Here is an 18,868-nt window from a genome sequence, read left to right on the forward strand (position 1 = left end):
TCTGAGATAGATTTAGGTTTTTAATTTAGTTCGTGTGGTAGTTTATTTTTTAGCCTCTTCACCTTCTTTAGCCGGAGCTTTTTCTTCTGTTTTAGGAGCTGCTTTGTACTTATCGTTCAAAGCTTTAATGATATCTTTTGTAATATCATATTTCTCTTCAGCATATAATACCGTAGCAGCATCACCAGTTCCGTAGATATAAGAGTAACCGTTTTTCTTACCGTATTCTTTGATGAATTTCTTCACTCCGCTTACAAGAGAGTCCATTTCAACTCCGCTTTCCTGTTGCAATTGTTGCGACAAAGCCTGTTGAGCGTAACCCAATTGCTGTTCTCTTTTTTGCAACTCAGCACCTCTTTGTTGTGCCCATGCCTGACCGTTTGCTTGTGCCTGACTTTGAAAATTAGCAGCGTCTTGTTTAAAACGAGTAATTTCAGCTTGTAGTTGTCTTCCTTTTTCTTCTGCCTGACCTTTGTATTTTGCTTCCAGATCTTTTGCCTCAGTGTACTCTTTCATTAAAACCGAAGTATCAACGTAAGCCGTTTTTACTTCTTTAACTTCTGCTGTTTTACCACATGAAACAACGAAAATTGAAACTGCGATAATTACTAATGCTTTTTTCATTTTTTTTAATTTCTATTTTTTTAATGTTGAAGACAAAAATATAAAAAAATAAATAGCATCAACATAAAGTTTAAAAAATGCTCTTTTTTTCTTGTATCAATTTTTGTTATCGGACTTAAAATATTTATAATTTACTCTTATTAATAATGGATTTATTAGCTCAATTTTAAGCGATTTTCTAAAAAAAGACATATTCAGAGTCCTTTTTATGGTAAAACTTCGCTTAAATGGGCTAAAAATAAGTTTTAGCTGTTTTTTAGCACGTAAATGTGCGAAGAATATTCCAATGTTTGCTTTGCTTTCAGATTTGACTTTAAACCCACAAAAAAAGCGCGAATGTAATTCATTTTTCCTGTTTTGTATTTTTCCGATAATAAGCTCACATAAAAAGAATCAAATTTCATCGGAAGCACTTTTTCCAGTTTCATATCTACTTTTGAAAAAAGTGACTGAATCGCTTTTTTTGAAAAATGCCAAAAGTGAATCGGTACATCATACGCTGCCCAAAATTCTTTATAATATTTTGCGTCGTACGATTTGAAATTTGGAACCGCAACAATTAATGTTCCAGTTGGTTTTAATAAACGCTTCAGTTCCTGAATTTGTAATTCTAAATTTGGAACGTGTTCCAAAACGTGCCACATGGTAATGACGTCGAAAGAATTATTTTCAAGGACACTTATTTCTTCTACAAATGAAATTCCTTTTTTAATGGCAATTTCTTTTGCTCTTTCGCTCGGCTCTACTCCAACTGTTTCCCAGCCGTCATTTTTTGCCGTTAACAAAAAATCTCCCGTTCCGGCTCCAATGTCTAAAATTTTACCTTTTTGAAATTGTTCCGAATTAATTAAATACAGTTTATTTTTCAACGCAATATTTTTTACAAAATGGTACGCTTTTTCAAAAACAGAACGTTTGTTGTCTGTGTGCGAAATATAATCTTCGCTTTCGTAATATCTTCCTAAATTTTCTAAATCCGGTTGCGGGGATGTTATGAGCATGTCCAGATTTTCATCATGAAACAATTCGAAAACTTCTTTAGATACCGAGTGATCTTTTACAGTAAGAAAATGTTTTTTATTTAAAACGTCCATTTTTTAATTATAGGTATTTTGGTTTGATTGCACAGCAAACCCTAAAAGTAAAATTTTCACCTTTAGGGGCTTCTTATTTATATTTCTTTTATTGTTTCCAATTTATTTTGACAGCAGACATTTTCTCGTTTTCAATTCTTGTTTTCGTACAAATTACAAATCCGTTTTTAATATAAAATAACAAAGGAGATTTGTATTGTTCTTGGTTTTGCTTCACATCATTTTCGTGGTCAATAACCCAACCATTCAAACTGTCTTTATTTTTTTTTAATTCATTAATCAGAATCGAACCTTTTCCTGTTCCCTGAATATCTTTACTTAGAATTATGGCAAACCAGTCTTCATCGTTTCTTAAAAAAGTAAAAGCCCAACCTTTTATTTCATCCCCACCATCGATTAACAAATAATGATTCTTATCCGACAGAGCGTCCAGATACGAATCAAATTCGTCCATTGTCTGATAATTCAATTGCGCTGGATATTCATTATTCCAAAGTTGCAATAACACTTTTTTATCGTGCAATGATAAAACCTCTTTCTCAATTATCTTCATGAGTAGCTGATAAAAATAATTACTTCATACCGGAATGCTCACCGATAGTTTCACGTGGAACAATTTTTAGTCACAGTCTCAGTGTTCAGTCTCGATCTTCATTTTCGTTTTCCAGTCGTCTGTTATAAACTGTAAACTGAGACTGCGACTGCAACTCCAGACTAAAAACTACCTTCCCATGTAAATTAGCAACACCGAAATATCACTTGGAGAAACACCACTGATTCTTGACGCTTGCGAAATTGTTACAGGACGAATTTTACTAAGCTTCTGTTTCGCTTCAATAGACATTGATTTGATCTTATTATAATCAAAGTTCTCCGGAATTTTTACTTCTTCCAGTCTTGTCAATTTATCTGCATTGTTTCTTTCCTTCTCAATGTAGCCAGAATATTTTACCTGGATTTCGGCCTGTTCTAAAATTTCCTGATCCAGATTATTTTCTGCAATGTAATCTGCCACTTTCTCAAACTTCATGATGTCTTCCAAATCAATCTGAGGACGGGAGAAAACTTTAAACATTTTATCTCCTTGCGTAATCAGGGCTGTACCTTTAGATTCCAAAATCGGATTTGCCTCTCCAATCGAAACACTTGTTTCTTTGAAAAAGGCAACCATCTTTTCAGACTCGTTCAGTTTATGTTCCATTCTGCGTAAACGTTTTTCAGAAGCCAGACCAATTTCATGCGACATTGGTGTTAATCTGAAATCGGCATTATCCTGACGCAACAATGTTCGGTATTCTGCACGAGAGGTAAACATACGATATGGTTCTTCCGTTCCTTTTGTAATCAGGTCATCAATAAGCACTCCGATATACGCTTCGTCACGTTTTAAAATTAATGGGGCTTTTTCATGCACTTTTAAATGCGCATTAATTCCTGCCATCAATCCTTGTGAGGCTGCTTCTTCATATCCTGTTGTTCCGTTTATTTGTCCGGCAAAATACAGACCTTCCACCAGCTTTGTTTCCAAAGTGTGTTTCAATTGTGTTGGTGGAAAATAATCATATTCGATCGCATAACCCGGACGGAAAAATTTCACCTTTTCAAAACCGGCTACAGAACGCAAAGCTTTAAATTGAATATCCTCCGGTAACGAAGTTGAAAATCCGTTTACATAAACTTCACACGTATTCCATCCTTCCGGCTCCACAAATAGTTGGTGACGCTCTTTATCTGCAAAACGATTAATCTTATCTTCTATCGAAGGGCAATATCTTGGCCCTATACTTTTAATACGACCGTTGAACATTGGCGAACGATCAAAACCTGATCTCAAAATATCATGAACATCCAATGACGTGTACGTCATGTGACAAGATCTTTGGTGAACCAACGGCGATGTCATATCCGAGTATGAAAACTTATCCGGTTTAGCATCTCCCTTTTCTTCATTCATTTTAGAATAATCCAAAGAACGCCCATCCACTCTCGGAGGCGTTCCTGTTTTCATTCTTCCCGATTCAAAACCTGCCGCAACCAAATCTTCGGTGATTCCATACGCTGCACTTTCACCTGCCCTACCTCCACCGAATTGTTTGTCCCCGATATGAATCAAACCATTCAAAAAAGTTCCATTTGTGAGGACAACAGATTTCGATCGAATTTCAATTCCAAGCGAAGTTTTGATTCCTTTTATTTTTCCATTTTCAATAATCAACCCTTTAACCATTTCCTGATAGAAATCAAGATTTGGAGTTCCCTCCAGCATCATTCTCCATTCTTCAGCGAAACGCATTCGATCGCTTTGAACTCTTGGCGACCACATGGCAGGTCCTTTTGATTTATTCAGCATCTTGAACTGGATGGCAGTTTTATCTGAGACAATTCCGGAGTATCCACCAAGTGCATCAATCTCCCGAACGATCTGTCCTTTTGCAATTCCGCCCATAGCCGGATTGCAGGACATCTGTGCAATATTCTGCAAACTCATTGTAACCAACAAAGTTTTTGATCCTAAATTTGCGGCCGCTGCCGCGGCTTCAGAACCGGCATGACCAGCACCCACCACAATAACATCGTATTCTTCTAAAAACATTTTGTTTTATTATTCTCTGGAAACCGGTTAAGTCAGTTCTCAGAATTAAATTTATAAACTTTTGTTCCACGTGGAACGGCGCTAAAGCGCAACACAAATCCGAAAAATTTAATTAAAAATTCCAAACTCTATATAATCTGTTCCACGTGGAACAGATCATAAATATCAAATTATTACCGAATCTCAAAAATAAAAACCTTTTAAATTATGTTCCACGTGAAACATCTGAAAGGTTAAACATAAATTTAAAATGTTACACGTGCCATTTTAAATCGAATTAGATTCAAAGTGTTTCACGTGGAACATAAACTCAGAAAAACAATTAGTAATTTAAGTTATAGTTCCACGTGGAACATGCCTATTTTTTCATCTTCTTTGGAACGCATTAAATCTGCATCTGCATCCGTTTTATCTTTGTAACCACAGTAATGTAATATACCATGAGCTAAAACACGTTTTAATTCTTCTTCAAAAGAAACATTAAAATCTTTAGCATTGTCTTCCACTCTTTCGACAGAAACAAAAATGTCTCCATTTAATTCGTTACCCACAGTATAATCAAAACTAATAATATCGGTAAGCGTATCATGATTTAGATATTCGACATTGATTTTATGAAGATATTCATCATCACAAAATATATAATTTATCTCTCCTTCGTTTTTATTTTCAGAAACAATCACAGCACTCAACCAGTTAGAAAAGGCTTCTTCGTTGTCTAAATTAAAATCTGTTTCGTAATTAAAATTGATCATTTTGTATTAAAATATTCTTGAACCTTTTGGTTAAAATTTGAGCGCAAAGGTAGTGATTGTCTGTTTAAAATCTCTACACTGTTTAAATAATCCAATAATGAGCTTGGTAAAGCATTTGAACGATTTGTAAATTCAGTCTTGTTTGATTCAGATTGACGCTTTGTATCCTGACCCTGTTGCTGAACTGCATTATTTAATTTTAATAATTCCTGCTGAATATTTAAGATTCTTTGCAGGTTCTCGTTTTTAAATCCTTTATTTAAAAGTTGCTTCTCTGATTGTTTCATCTGATCGATAACAGATTTTCCCTGAGAATCCAATCCTTGCTTGGCTAATTCTTTTTGTAATGCTTCACGCAGTTTTACCTGCTCCTTATAAATCTCCATTATGGCTTCAGCGTCTCCTTCTCCATCATCTCCTTCTTTTCCGTTTTTCTCTCCTTTACCATTTTTGCCATCTTTTCCTGAAGAACTTTTCTCGCCACCTTTACTTCCCTGACCATCTTTTCCCTGACCATCTTTTCCGTTTCCGCTCTTTCCCTGTCCTGGCTTTTCACCCTGCCCCTGCCCTGGTTTGTCTCCGCTCTTGTCCCCGGGTTTATCTCCCTGCTTCATTCCGTCTTTCATTTTATCAGCTAAACCTTTTTGCTTTTGGATGATATCCGGCAACTGCATTCCTTGCCCGTCACCTGGTTTTGGTTTTCCTGTCCCCGGTTTCGACATAGACATTTGCATGTTGTTTAATAAATCACTTAAAAAGTCAGCTAGTTTATTTGCTGCTGAAACTGCGTATTGCTGGTGTGAAACTCCTTTTGGAACCTGAACATCGGTTAGTGACTCGATAGCTTTGTCAACATTGTATTGTACATTCCCTATTTCTTTTGTTACATCTTCACCAACTTTCGGGTTACGCAAAGACAATGCAAACAGACTATCATCAATATGTTTGAATTGTTGTTTTAAATTTTGCTGTACTTTTATATTCTTCGTGTAGGCAGAAGAACCTAATCTCATACTTTTAAATTGTTTCATTACATCTTCCTGTGACAACGAATAAGCCAGAAGATTATCCAGCACCTGGCGAAGCATTGCAACATCTTCTTCCAGTTGTTCCTGTTCTCCTCCTTCCATACCTGCGTCCATTTGTTGCGCCATGCTTTTCATTTTTTTAGCTGCACTTTTTTGTTTTGGTTTAGCTGAAGAAGTATTCTTTTTATCCAGTTCATCAGAAGCTTTTTTCAAATCATCTTCTACTTCTTTTTCTTTTGCAGCGTCTGAAGGAATGTCTAAAGGAGCTTTCAATGTTTTATTTTCCTCTTTCAGTTCTTTTAAATCTTCCTGGATTTTATCAAAAGACTTATTAATCTCATCCTGTTTCTCTGATGTATTTTCCTTTTCTTTATTAGAAAGCTGTTCCTGCTTCTCTGCAAGTTTTTCTAATTTCTCTGCAACCTGTTCTGCTTTCTTAGAAACATAAAAACGTTTCGTAAGTTCAACCAATTGTTCTAAATTTTTGGATTGGTTTTTACTGATCTGTTTGAACTTTTCCATTTTATCAAACAGGTCTTCACTGTTTAATTTGTCATTTAGGTTTTTTAATTCGTCTAATAGTTTCTGATTTTTCTCCAGATCTTTATCGGCATTCTCCAAACGTTTTTGCAAATCTTCGGCTGTTTTATCCTTTTTATCCTCTTTGAATTTATCCAGATTCTTGTTCATTTTCTCTGCAAACTGTTTCATCAATTCGTCCTGTTGTTTCTGACGTTTGATAAAATCATTGATTTTTTGCTGATCTTTAAATTCCAGATTATCTTTTTCTTTTCCTGCATTCTGAATCTTATCCATCTCGGATAATTGTTTTGTCTGATTCTTCAAGGACTTTTCTAAACTATTTATATTCTGATTTTGCTGCTGCAATTCCAGATCATGAACTTCATCTGTTGTAGAAACTCTGTCTGAAAAAACAGAAGACTTTGTGCTCTTAAAATGATGTGGCGCATCGTTATCGAAAACTTCAAAATAATATTCATAAGACACTCCTTCTTCTACTGCCAGATTACTTGGAAAAGAAAAAACAAACTGATCAAATACTGCCTGCTTTACCGGAATGGTTCCATGCTTTGCCGTTTGTGGTTTGTTACGTTCGTAGTAAACAATCTGTAATTTCGATAATCCGTAATCATCTCCTAATCTTCCCAGCACATAACTTTTATCCAGCTTTAAACTATCCGGCGCAGGAGCAACCGTTATGGTTGGATGCTGATCTTTGATAACCGACAGCTGATAGTCCAGTTTCTCGTAGTTTTTGACCTTATTATTGGAAGTAAGGATTTGATATTCTGTATTTTGACCAATGTTTTTACTCAATTTAAACTCATTTTCGGCCTTATTGAACTTAAAAGTTGCATTCTCATCCTTCCAGACAATCTCCTGAGTCGCCTGCGTATTCATTTTCCAGGTCACTAAAGTTCCTTCCGGCACGATTGCATTACCGGTTCCCTGAATGGTTTCGGATTTCTTTTTTAAGTAGGATGGGAAATTCAACACCATTTCGAAGTTCGCAATTGACGGAACTGTAATTACTTTTAATTCATATTCTTCAGATGAAACCGAATTTCCTTCAAAAGTAAAAGAGACATTTTCTGTTGGTTTTTCAATCTTGAATTCAAACTTTCCTGGCTGAGAACTTTCCATAAAATAACTTTCATCACCAATATGGATCATGACATTCTCCGGAACAATTTTACCAACGGATTCCATTTTTACAATAAAATCCTTGTTCTGTTCTGTTTGCAAATGCTGATTCACCACTACAAATCTGAAAGGTGCCGGAGGTAAAAATGTAGCATTGAAATGTACTACCCTGTTTAAACTCTGAGAAATTATATTACTGTTTCCTGAAATATAAAACACAGCAAAAAGCAAAATTGGAATGAGTGCTAATGGCAGATACTTTCTGTTTGAATTAAAATTAATAGCATTTCCGAATGGAATTGGCTGCAGCGAATTTGCTTTTTGTTCTATAGATGCCAGCATCAATTCTGAACTTTCAGTTGAATGTTCCGAAGCAGACAACTGTAAAAAGTTCGTTAGTTTGTCACTTACCTCCGTAAAATGATTTCCAATAATAGTGGAAGCCTGATTATAATCGATTCCTTTTTGAAGTTTGAACAACTTAAAAATTGGAAACAAAATAAAACGAAACAAAAGGAAAACTTCGACTCCTATAAAAAGCCAGAATAAAAGTGTTCTTCCCGTTGGTTTTAACCAAAGGAAATACTCAATAAAAAGCGTAAACAAAAAATACAAAAGTCCAAAACCGGTAAAAAGCATTATCCCTTTTATGAGTTCATTGGTGTAATATTTTTTGATAAAAGCTTCAAGCTTCAGATATATGGCAGACGTTGTTTTCAAAATGAATCTGTTTGATTTATAACCTATAAAAGTAGTAATTTTAATTAGATAATTCCCAATGAGAAAATTAGTCAATTCAGGCATAAGCAACACACTATCTCCTTAAACTGATTTCCTAATTTTCTAATTAGAATCGTATCTTTGCATCAAAATTTAAACAAATGTCAAAGCAAGTTCGTGTGCGTTTTGCACCTAGTCCAACAGGGCCATTACATATTGGTGGTGTTCGTACTGCCCTATTTAATTATTTATTTGCCAAAAAAAATAATGGTGTTTTCTATCTTAGAATTGAAGATACGGATCAGACCCGTTTTGTTCCGGGAGCTGAAGCCTATATTATGGAAGCACTGGAATGGTTAGGGATTGCTCCTGAAGAAACGGTTGGGAAAAACGAAAAATTTGGTCCGTACAGACAAAGTGACCGTAAAGAAATATATCAGAAATATGCCGATCAGCTGATCAGTTCGGGTTGGGCGTATTATGCTTTTGATACTCCCGAAGCTTTAGATGCACACAGAAAACAACACGAAGCCGAAGGAAAAACGTTTATTTACAATCATCACAATCGTGAAAAGTTAGATACTTCCCTGGTTACTTCTGCTGAAGAAGTTGCTAAAAGAATTGCAAATGGAGAACATTATGTGATCCGTTTTAAAACTCCGGTTGACGAAACGCTACATCTGAAAGATATCATTCGCGGTGATGTTAAGTTCGAAACAAATCTTCTTGATGATAAAGTATTATTCAAAAGTGATGGAATGCCAACCTATCACCTTGCCAATATTGTGGATGATCATTTGATGGAAACGTCACATGTAATTCGTGGTGAAGAATGGTTGCCATCAATGCCGCTTCACGTTCTGTTGTACAGAGCTTTTGGTTGGGATGCTCCGGAATTTGCTCATTTGCCATTGATATTAAAACCAGTTGGAAATGGAAAATTATCAAAAAGAGATGGAGACAAATTAGGATTTCCTGTCTTTCCATTAGAATGGAAAACCGAAGACGGTGTTTCATCCGGTTACAGAGAGAAAGGATTTTTCCCGGAAGCTGTTATAAACTTCCTTGCTTTGTTAGGCTGGAATGACGGAACGGATAAAGAATTATTTTCTCTTGAAGAGTTAGTGGATGCTTTTGACTTAAACAGAGTTCATAAATCGGGAGCTAAATTTGATCCTGAGAAAAATAAATGGTTCAATCACCAATACCTGATCAAACAAAATGATGCCGATTTAGCGAAAGACTTCACTCCTATCTTGTTAGAAAAAGGTGTTGATATTTCTAAATTTGATATTACAAGAATCGTTTCTTTGATTAAAGAAAGAGCTCATTTTGTTTCTGAATTTTGGGATTTGACTGATTTCTTTTTCAAGGCTCCAACCTCTTATGATGAAAAAGCAAGCAAAAACTGGAAGGAAGAAACTCCGGCTTTAATGCAGGAATTAATTTCAACTCTTGAATATATTGACGGATTTGATTCCGCAAATATTGAAGCAATCGTAAAAGACTGGTTAACGAAAAACGAAATTGGTATGGGTAAAGTAATGCAGCCTTTCCGTTTGAGTTTGGTTGGAGCTTTGAAAGGCCCTCACCTGTTTGACATTGTAGAAATTATCGGAAAAGAAGAAACTATTTCGAGAATTCAGAAAGCAATAAGTTTTTTATAGAAGATATACTTTTAAATATAAACGCTAAGTAACATTAATAAAATGTTCTTAGCGTTTTTTTTATATTCTAAACCGAAGAAATTTCGTAATTTACGCATCCATAAAACTTAAATCAATATCATTATGAGTATTCCATTTATTGTCATTATTGTCTTCGGTTTCTTTATTTTCCTCTCCTCTTTCTTTACCGTAAAACAACAATCTTCTGTTGTAATCGAAAGATTTGGTAAATTCTTAAGTGTAAGAAATTCGGGTTTGCAGCTTAAAATTCCGATCGTTGACAGAATTGCCGGACGCGTAAATCTTAAAATTCAACAGTTAGATGTTATCATCGAAACCAAAACCAAAGACAACGTTTTTATCAAAATGAAAGTTTCGGTTCAGTTTAAAGTAATTCAGGAAAAAGTATACGATGCTTTTTATAAACTGGAATATCCACACGATCAGATTACGGCTTATGTTTTTGACGTGGTTCGTGCTGAAGTTCCAAAATTAAAACTGGATGATGTTTTCGAACGAAAAGATGATATTGCAATTGCTGTAAAAAGAGAATTGAATGAAGCCATGACTACCTACGGGTATGATATTATCAATACCTTGGTTACCGATATTGACCCGGACATTCAGGTAAAAAATGCCATGAACAGAATCAATGCTGCGGACAGAGAAAAAACAGCAGCAGAATTTGAAGCGGAAAGTTCAAGAATCAGAATTGTAGCAAAAGCAAAAGCTGAAGCTGAAAGTAAACGTTTACAAGGTCAGGGTATTGCAGATCAGCGTCGTGAAATCGCAAGAGGTTTAGTAGAAAGTGTTGAAGTGCTGAACAATGTTGGTATTAATTCGCAGGAAGCTTCTGCCCTTATTGTAGTTACACAACATTACGATACCTTACAGGCGATTGGAGCTGATGCCAATTCCAATCTAATATTGCTTCCCAATTCACCACAAGCCGGAAGTGATATGCTAAATAATATGGTGGCCTCATTCTCTGCATCCAATCAGGTTGGTGAAATGATGAAGAAAAACAATAAGAAAATCGAAAAGCCGAAACCAAAACCAATTGAACCACAATCCGGTTACGAAGATGACACTACTACTCCAGAAATTAAATAAATATCAAAAACGAAAAAGAGGCTTAATTGCCTCTTTTTTTATTGATAAACCAACTGATTACAGAAGGTAAAATGGATTGCAAAATCTGTGGATATGAGCTTGAGAAATAATCTTTATAGGAAGAGAAAAATCCATTTACGATATATTGTGGTGTAACAGATTCTTTTGTTCTCTGAAAATTTAAAACCAATTTCTGATAATTAATCTCTTTTTCGAGTTTCAGAATTTCCAGATCTCTTTCGATTTCTGCGTATGATGCGTATTTTTTAGTTTCCATAGTTAGTCATTAAAAAAGATTTCTGAGAATTTCTCCAATATCGGACCTTCCACAAATTTGTCCTTCAGGAAGAAAAGTAAAATGGTAAAGACTAAATAGATCCCTCCTACTGTCAAAAAACCAAGAGCCGTACTTTCGAATAAGGATCCAAAAGCATACGCTGCGGCAAAAGATCCAAAAATCATGACCATACTGAAACACAATAAAATCAAAGTAAACTTAAAAATTAAAGTGGTTGATTTCATGGCCACTTTAAAACCCCAAAGTTTGTAATACGCTAAGTGGCTGTCGAGGTAAACTTTAGCCTGGTCCTGAATATTTTCAGTGTTTTCTTTTAATTCTTCAAAAGCCATAATTATAATTTAAATTAAAAAAGAAGCACAAAACTCCTGGCTTGAAAATTGAAACCGGATTATTTTAAAAATAAAATAACCAGAACAACCATCAAATCACAGTAAGCCTTGTGCTTCCGGATTATTATTTCTGAAGTTTAGCGTTTTGTGCTTTTAGGTCAGCCAGTTTAGATTCTAAAAAGCTGATCACTTCTTCTGTTTTATGACTCATATTTGAGAGTAACTCGCCGTAAGTCCCGTCAAGATTTTCTTTTGCAGTTGCAAATTTTTCACGCAAAACTTCAGAACCGGCTGCAATCGAATCCTGCAGATTATGCGTTGCATCATCCAAACCTTCTTTTAGTTTCGCACGGGTTTTTGATCCTTTATCGGGAGCAAACAAAATTCCAATCGCTGCTCCTACCGCAGCTCCAGCTAAAATTGCTGCAACTGTATTTACGTTTTTTGACATAATATTAAAATTTAAATGATTACTAAAGGTAGTCTTTTTTTGAGTTATAAATTATTGATTAATTGTAATTTAATAGCTTTTAGTACTAAATTTAATACACATAAGCAACAGCCTCATACTTTCCATCTGCTTTCTGAACAATACTTACAAACGGATATCCTTTGGAAGCAGACTCTGTTTTGATTCTCATAGCGGTATGATTCTGGTTTGCCATTGGCGGCTCCCCTTTTGTCTTTGTCGAGACTCCTGAAAAATTAGCTGCTTGTTTTAAACCTATTGTCTTGTCCTGAGATAAAACGGTAACGAATTTATAATCGGATTTTGAATCTACTATAACTTTATCAGATATTTTTTGCGTTTGATTCGATTGTTTGCTGGTAACTTTTGAAACAGCGTATTTGCTAATTTTATGTTCTTCGGCACTTCCGTCGAAAGTATAATAAACCAAATCATTTTCCAGTTTTATAAAATTAACATCAAGCTGTTCACCGTTGTGTTTGATAATTTGGTGTGTTTGAGAAATAGCAATGTTGGTAAATAAAATAGTCAGCGTAAAAAATAGAATTTTCATAATATTAAAATTTAAGGATTAAATTGTTTATGTCAAAGCGAAGGACAAAATTTCAAACAACCCGTGAAATTAATTTCATGAAATTTTTAAATTATGAACATGTCTTAAAAAATACTTTTACGCTAGAAGTATTATCAAAATACAATCACAATTACAATTGACCATAAAATCAATTTTTGAATTCAGATTAGAATTTCCCCAAAAATCAAAAATTATTTATTTTTAAATCTTAGAAAAAACTCAGATTAGATTCTGAAGTGTATTTTTTAAATTGAACACTTCCATTTGACTTTGGATAAAAATAGCAACTTTATAAACAATTGTATGTTAATAACCCGTTAAACTAAGAAAAATGAAGTCTAAAACTTAAATAAAGCTTAAAAATCGACAATAATTCAAAAGATGATTAATGTGATGCAAGAAAGAAAATAGAGCCTTAAAATCAATTTATGAAGGTTGTTTTTAATCAAATTATACTATCGAATTTTAAAAAACAATAGATTTAATAAATGATAATTAAAAAACTAAAAATATAAAAATATAATAGTTAAAATTGATTTAGTAAAAAGTTACTTCTTTAAAAATTAGAGCTGAAAAAATGAAAATCTAGAATTTTATAACAAATAGATTTCTATTCAGGGTTATAAACAATCTTATGTTAACAACCCGAAAAACACGGTAAAATGGAGCCTAAAATTAAAATAAAGCGTTCTGTTTAATGATTTTTCAAAAGAGGATTAATGAGGTGGAAGAAGTAAAAAATGAACTTAAAATTCATTTATGGAAGTCACTTTTAATCTAAAAAATCTATAAATATTACATTTATAATAGAAATTTCAAATAATAAAAAAAGCGCTTACAAGAAGCGCTTTTTAATAGATTATATTGATATTATTTTTTTACCATCTCTGCCAAAATTTCAATTTCTCTTTCAGAAGCACTTTTTGGAGGATTAGAATACAATTTCAAAATTTCATCATCAAATTGATTTTTCAGACTACTATTTTCAATATCTCTTAAATTTAATAGTGCTTTCGAACGAACATAAGTTGACTCACTTCTCAAAGACATCATATATAATTTTTTAATATCGTCTTCTTCAAAATCGGCTGATTTCAAAATGGAGTATTTTAAAATAAACTGAGCAAATAACAAAGAGCCTTTATTATTGTTAATATTCTTCTTCAATGAATTTTGCAGTAAAGAAAAACTGGAAACATTTTTGATGCTCTCCCCTATTGCACTTTCAATTGTAATGCGCTCCGGTTTTGTTTCTACTTTAAAATATTTGTTGATTTCTTTTAAAGAATTATTGATACTGTTTTCTTCTTTTTTACCTTTTTCTTCCCAGGCATCTTTTAATCCTACAGTTTTGTTAAATACTAATTTAGAAGGAGTTGAATCCTTATCCACCGTAAAATAACCCAAACGCTGAAACTGGAATTTATCTTCATTCTGAGCGGTTGCCAGACTCGGTTCTACAAATCCGGTAATCACTTCCAATGAATTTGGATTCACAAAATCCAGGAAGTTTTTCTCTTTATAACTGTCCGGTGCTTCATCTGTAAACAAACGATCATACATGCGAACTTCAGCCTGAACAGCATGTGAAATAGAAACCCAGTGTAAGGTTCCGGATACTTTTCTCTGACTTGCTTCTGTCCCGCTTCCGCTTAAAGAATCGGTATCATAAGTCACGTGAATCTCTGTAATATTTCCTTCACCATCTTTTATAACACTTTCACCTTTAATGATATACGCATTTTTAAGACGCACTTCTTTTCCTAAAGTCAGACGGAAATATTTTGCAGGAGCTTCTTCTAAAAAGTCTTCTCTTTCGATATATAATTCTCTTGAAAAAGGTACTTTTCTGAAACCGGCAGTTTCATCTTCCTGATTGTTTTCAGCTTCCAGCCACTCCTCTTTTCCTTCCGGATAATTGGTAATAATCAATTTAACCGGATCTAAAACAGCCATGACACGAGGGGCAATTTTGTTCAGATCTTCGCGAATACAGAATTCCAAAACCGATACATTTATTAAATTATCACGCTTTGCAATTCCAATGGTATTGGCAAAATTACGTAGGGAAGCAGCGGTATAACCACGTCTTCTTAATCCTGAAATGGTGGACATTCTTGGATCATCCCATCCGTTAACATGCTTTTCCTTAACCAGTTGCTGTAATTTTCTTTTACTCACAACGGTGTGTGAAAGGTTACGTCTTGCAAATTCTCTTTGCTTTGGACGCAGTTTATTATCTTCTAAAATCTGATCTAAAAACCAATCATATAATTCACGGTGCGGCAGGAATTCAAGTGTACAAAAGGAGTGTGAAATTTGCTCCAAATAATCACTTTGCCCGTGTGCCCAGTCGTACATTGGATAGATTTTCCAGCTATCCCCTGTCCTATGGTGATGCTTGTGTAAAATCCTGTACATGATCGGATCACGCATCAGCATATTGGTAGATTTCATGTCTATTTTTGCACGGAGAATATGAGTTCCAGCCTCAAATTCACCATTTTTCATTCTTTCAAATAAATCTAAATTTTCTTCAACAGAACGGTTTCTGTACGGACTATCAACACCTTCCGTAGACGGAGTTCCTTTTTGAATCGCCATATCTTCCGAAGACTGACTGTCCACATAAGCTTTATCTTTTTTAATTAATAAAACGGCCCAGTCATATAACTGCTGAAAATAATCGGAAGCATATCGTTCTTCTGACCAGGTATACCCCAACCACTCTACATCTTTTTTAATGGCGTCCACAAATTCCTGTTCTTCTTTTTCAGGATTGGTGTCATCAAAACGTAAATTCACAGGAGACTGATAATCAATACCTAAACCAAAATTTAACGCAATAGAACTTGCATGTCCAATGTGTAAATAACCGTTTGGTTCCGGTGGAAAACGAAAATGAAGCTTGTTATTTGACAGACCTGATTTTAGATCTTCTTCTATGATTTGTTCAATAAAATTGAGTGATTTCTCTTCTGATGCCATTATTTTATAGTAATTTTAGCAAAGATAAAAAAAAGGTTTCAGGTTTCAGGTTTAAAGTTATTTAACTGGCGTTAAACCTGAAACTTTAAACCTGAAACGACAAGAATATGGGAGTTATAAAACTAAAAAACATTCGAACTTTCTCTTACCACGGATGTTTGATTGAAGAAGGAAAAATTGGATCAGACTATACTGTTGATCTAAAAATTAAAACCAATTTGCAGCAATCCGCACAAACAGATCATCTGGCCGACACTGTTGATTACGTGCATTTGAATAAAATTGTTACCGAAGAAATGGCTATTCGTTCGCATTTATTGGAGCATGTGGCCAAAAGAATCAATATTCGTGTATTGGCAGAGATCAGCTCAATAGAAAAAACTACGGTTTGGGTTTCTAAAATAAATCCTCCTATTGGTGGTGATGTTGAATCAGTTACTATAAAAATGACCGAAAAAAGGCTGTAATTCCTGGTTGTAAAAAACTAATTTTTTAAAATAGTTACTTTTAAAGTTTTGAATTTTAAAGATTTTAGTTACTTTTGCCATCCGTTCAACTACGGCGTCGTGGCCGAGCGGCTAGGCTGGGCTCTGCAAAAGCTCCTACTCCGGTTCGAATCCGGACGATGCCTCTAAAACCTTCAAAGCAATTTGAAGGTTTTTTTGTGGTTAATTTTTAGAAAAAATTAGGTAAAGAATTACGTTCGAATCCGGATGATAGTTACTAACAAACCCGACAGGTTTTAAAAACCTGTCGGGTTTAATAATTCAGTAAAAGAAAAACCCTCTGAAATTCAGAGGGTTTAATTATCTTTTTAAAAGTTTTTTTTCAATTTTCATTCTTCGAATACTATCTCTAATAAACTCTTTATTTTCATAATAGTTTTGCTCTACTTCTTTTTCTACAATCATAATTTTAATTGGAACAAGTCTACCTAAAAGATAATTCTCAGAGCCGGGAAAAGAGTAACCAATATCGTAAATTAAGAAAATAGAACCTTTTTTTGATTTTTTAATTGTATTATTTATATCATCATTAAATTTATTTCCTTTAATGACGATCTTTTTATTAGAAAATTTTATAGTAAAACTATTTATTTTATATTGAGAAAGGTCCAAATCAAAAAGACAATCTTCAGATACACCATATTTAATAGTAGAGTTATAAAGTTCTTCTTTTGTCATCTCTAAAATACATCCTTCGCAATTAATTCTATCATTAATTTTTCCTAAAAAGCTTTTAATTCCTTTTATTCTAAACTTATACTCTTCTATTATTTTGGAGCCATTATTTAATTCAATATTAAGTTTAATTATTGAAAAAAGTCCTTGACCAGGACTAAGTGAATATTTTCCTTCAGATTTTCGACTTAATCCAATACCACTAGCAGTAAATGTTTTACAATTTGGAACTGAAATAGATATTGGGTTTAAAACTCCTCTATAAACGACTTTTAAATTATCAGCAGAAACTACAGCTATATTAGATTCGCTACTTCTTACGGAATCTTCTTGCGCTGCAATAGATAAAGAAAAACAAAAAAGACAAACTAAAATTTGTATTTTCATAATATTAAACAACTACTTCTTCTCAATCTTTTCAAAGGCATTTCTAACCATTTCTTTTTCTTTTGGAAACCATCCCTGAGTGATGAGCACTACCCCGAAAACCATTAAAACAATGCTAATTGCTTTTTTTATTTTTACGATATTAGTGGGTGTCATCTTAGATTTTAATTGTTTGGCTAATAATATTTTAAGACAATCAACTACTAAATAAGTAATGATTACAGAAGTAAAAAAAGTAAACATTCTTGAATTTTGCATGTCTAATTTTGGTCCTACAGAAATGATAACTGCCAGCCAGAAACCCAGTACACCAATGTTAATAACGTTGAGTAAAAATCCCTTTATAAACAAACTGCCGTAGTTTCTTTTTATGATATCACGATCTATTTCCTCGTCATTTATTTTTTCGTCATTTTTTAATTTTATAAAAGAAATTATACCGTATGCCAGCATAATAATACCCCCAAAAATAAAAAGTGCAGGTTTATCTTTTAAGCTTTGAATTAATCTGTAACTTCCCAGGTATGCAATTCCTATAAAAAAAATATCACCTAATACTACACCAAGATCAAAAACTATCGCAGCCCTGAATCCTTTTGTAATACTGGTTTCCAGTAGTATAAAAAATACCGGCCCTACCATGAAGCTAAGGAAAAGTCCCCATGGCAGTCCAGCTAAAATATCATTTATCATTCAAATATAATTTCTTATTTTACTTCTTCTATTTTACCTCCTAAAACCGTTTTCTGATTAATCTGTTTCGGTTTTCCATAAATGTAAATAGAGCCTCCTGCGCTCACTTTTGCATCAACTAATGTAGAAGCATTCACATCTGCTTTTCCTCCCGCAGAAACGCTTACTGTTGTTTGTGCAGTACTTAATTTACTTGCCAGAAGATATCCGCCGGCTCCCAAACTTGCATCCTGATTATCGGCTTTACCGCTTAAGGTAATTTCTCCGCCGGATACAGAACTTACTTTTAGCTTGTTAACATCTAAATCCACATTAATTTTACCGCCTTCCTGTGCACTCACTTTAAAAGCAGTTGCTTTAATTGCTTCTGTGCTGGAAACATACGCTCCTTCATTTACATCTATAAGCTCTAAATGTTTGTAATATACGGTAATATCCAGATCATCTCCGGATAATAATTTAGGAAAAGGCATTCTTAGTTTTAATAAACCTTTCTTGTTAACAACTTCAACTTCTGACTCACGTGCTCCCTTGATTACAATCTTATTTTCTGAAGACTGTACTAATTTTACACTTAGCTTATCAAATACTTTTACCGAATCAAAATCACCTAAATCTTTGGTAACCTGACCAAAAGACATCTGAACAAATAAAATTGCAGCTCCTATAATTAACTTTTTCATACTT

17 protein-coding genes and 1 tRNA gene are annotated in these 18,868 nt (G+C 33.9%); 4 read left to right on the top strand and 14 right to left on the bottom strand.

The genetic code is table 11. The features are described from left to right. Window positions 1–42 precede the first annotated feature (42 nt). The 6 genes from D0817_RS08895 to D0817_RS08920 all read right to left on the bottom strand — a co-directional run bounded on the left by D0817_RS08895 (window position 43) and on the right by D0817_RS08920 (window position 8,479). Window positions 43–624 (bottom strand): OmpH/Skp family outer membrane protein, encoded by a 582-nt coding sequence (locus D0817_RS08895; protein WP_127338048.1) that lies wholly within the window; start codon window positions 622–624, stop codon window positions 43–45. Between the two features lie 245 nt (window positions 625–869). Further along, window positions 870–1,718: a class I SAM-dependent methyltransferase gene (locus D0817_RS08900; protein WP_127338049.1), complete on the bottom strand. Its 849-nt coding sequence runs from the start codon at window positions 1,716–1,718 to the stop codon at window positions 870–872. 88 nt (window positions 1,719–1,806) lie between these two features. Further along, window positions 1,807–2,271: a GNAT family N-acetyltransferase gene (locus D0817_RS08905; protein ID WP_127338050.1), complete on the bottom strand. Its 465-nt coding sequence runs from the start codon at window positions 2,269–2,271 to the stop codon at window positions 1,807–1,809. A gap of 168 nt (window positions 2,272–2,439) precedes the next feature. After that, window positions 2,440–4,311 (bottom strand): tRNA uridine-5-carboxymethylaminomethyl(34) synthesis enzyme MnmG, encoded by a 1,872-nt coding sequence (gene mnmG, locus D0817_RS08910; protein ID WP_127338051.1) that lies wholly within the window; start codon window positions 4,309–4,311, stop codon window positions 2,440–2,442. A 335-nt stretch (window positions 4,312–4,646) separates the two neighbouring features. Further along, the gene (gene ybeY, locus D0817_RS08915; RefSeq protein WP_127338052.1) at window positions 4,647–5,066 is read right to left on the bottom strand and encodes an rRNA maturation RNase YbeY; all 420 of its coding nucleotides are present in this window, start codon (window positions 5,064–5,066) and stop codon (window positions 4,647–4,649) included. Beyond that, entirely contained in the window at window positions 5,063–8,479 is a 3,417-nt protein-coding gene (locus tag D0817_RS08920; RefSeq protein WP_127338053.1) for a coiled-coil domain-containing protein, read from the bottom strand. Before D0817_RS08920 ends, ybeY begins: the two co-directional genes overlap by 4 nt. A gap of 161 nt (window positions 8,480–8,640) precedes the next feature. Here D0817_RS08920 and gltX point away from each other — a divergent pair, with 161 nt between their 5' ends. Then, on the top strand, window positions 8,641–10,146 hold the full coding sequence (gltX, locus tag D0817_RS08925) for a glutamate--tRNA ligase (RefSeq protein WP_127338054.1): 1,506 nt from the start codon (window positions 8,641–8,643) through the stop codon (window positions 10,144–10,146). Between the two features lie 123 nt (window positions 10,147–10,269). After that, window positions 10,270–11,259: an SPFH domain-containing protein gene (locus D0817_RS08930; RefSeq protein WP_127338055.1), complete on the top strand. Its 990-nt coding sequence runs from the start codon at window positions 10,270–10,272 to the stop codon at window positions 11,257–11,259. 22 nt (window positions 11,260–11,281) lie between these two features. On the opposite strand, the gene D0817_RS08935 is transcribed toward D0817_RS08930, so the two are convergent. From D0817_RS08935 to D0817_RS08955, 5 genes are all read right to left on the bottom strand, one after another. Beyond that, window positions 11,282–11,536: a DUF6327 family protein gene (locus D0817_RS08935; protein ID WP_127338056.1), complete on the bottom strand. Its 255-nt coding sequence runs from the start codon at window positions 11,534–11,536 to the stop codon at window positions 11,282–11,284. A gap of 2 nt (window positions 11,537–11,538) precedes the next feature. Continuing rightward, complete coding sequence (locus tag D0817_RS08940; RefSeq protein WP_127338057.1) at window positions 11,539–11,889, bottom strand: competence protein; 351 nt, start codon at window positions 11,887–11,889, stop codon at window positions 11,539–11,541. Between the two features lie 124 nt (window positions 11,890–12,013). Then, a complete protein-coding gene (locus tag D0817_RS08945) occupies window positions 12,014–12,340 on the bottom strand; it encodes a YtxH domain-containing protein (RefSeq protein WP_127338058.1) in 327 nt (108 codons plus the stop codon). A gap of 91 nt (window positions 12,341–12,431) precedes the next feature. Beyond that, a complete protein-coding gene (locus D0817_RS08950; RefSeq protein ID WP_127338059.1) occupies window positions 12,432–12,911 on the bottom strand; it encodes a hypothetical protein in 480 nt (159 codons plus the stop codon). Window positions 12,912–13,802: 891 nt separating this feature from the next. Continuing rightward, a complete protein-coding gene (locus D0817_RS08955) occupies window positions 13,803–15,920 on the bottom strand; it encodes a glutamine--tRNA ligase/YqeY domain fusion protein (RefSeq protein WP_127338060.1) in 2,118 nt (705 codons plus the stop codon). 107 nt (window positions 15,921–16,027) lie between these two features. On the opposite strand from D0817_RS08955, the gene folB reads away from it, so the two are divergent. Both folB and D0817_RS25585 read left to right on the top strand, forming a co-directional pair. Beyond that, a complete protein-coding gene (gene folB / locus D0817_RS08960; protein WP_127338061.1) occupies window positions 16,028–16,387 on the top strand; it encodes a dihydroneopterin aldolase in 360 nt (119 codons plus the stop codon). A 93-nt stretch (window positions 16,388–16,480) separates the two neighbouring features. After that, window positions 16,481–16,551: transfer RNA gene (locus D0817_RS25585), tRNA-Cys, on the top strand. A 175-nt stretch (window positions 16,552–16,726) separates the two neighbouring features. Here the strand turns inward: D0817_RS25585 and D0817_RS08965 are convergent. From D0817_RS08965 to D0817_RS08975, 3 genes are read right to left on the bottom strand one after another with little or no spacing between them, the layout of a single operon-like run. Then, on the bottom strand, window positions 16,727–17,488 hold the full coding sequence (locus tag D0817_RS08965) for a GldM family protein (protein ID WP_127338062.1): 762 nt from the start codon (window positions 17,486–17,488) through the stop codon (window positions 16,727–16,729). A gap of 12 nt (window positions 17,489–17,500) precedes the next feature. Continuing rightward, window positions 17,501–18,181: a LysE family translocator gene (locus D0817_RS08970; RefSeq protein WP_127338063.1), complete on the bottom strand. Its 681-nt coding sequence runs from the start codon at window positions 18,179–18,181 to the stop codon at window positions 17,501–17,503. A gap of 14 nt (window positions 18,182–18,195) precedes the next feature. After that, window positions 18,196–18,864, bottom strand: a complete 669-nt coding sequence (locus D0817_RS08975; protein WP_127338064.1) for a head GIN domain-containing protein — start codon at window positions 18,862–18,864, stop codon at window positions 18,196–18,198. Window positions 18,865–18,868: the final 4 nt, after the last annotated feature.

The sequence above is a fragment of the Flavobacterium cupreum genome (genome assembly GCF_003996965.1).
Lineage (GTDB): Bacteria > Bacteroidota > Bacteroidia > Flavobacteriales > Flavobacteriaceae > Flavobacterium > Flavobacterium cupreum.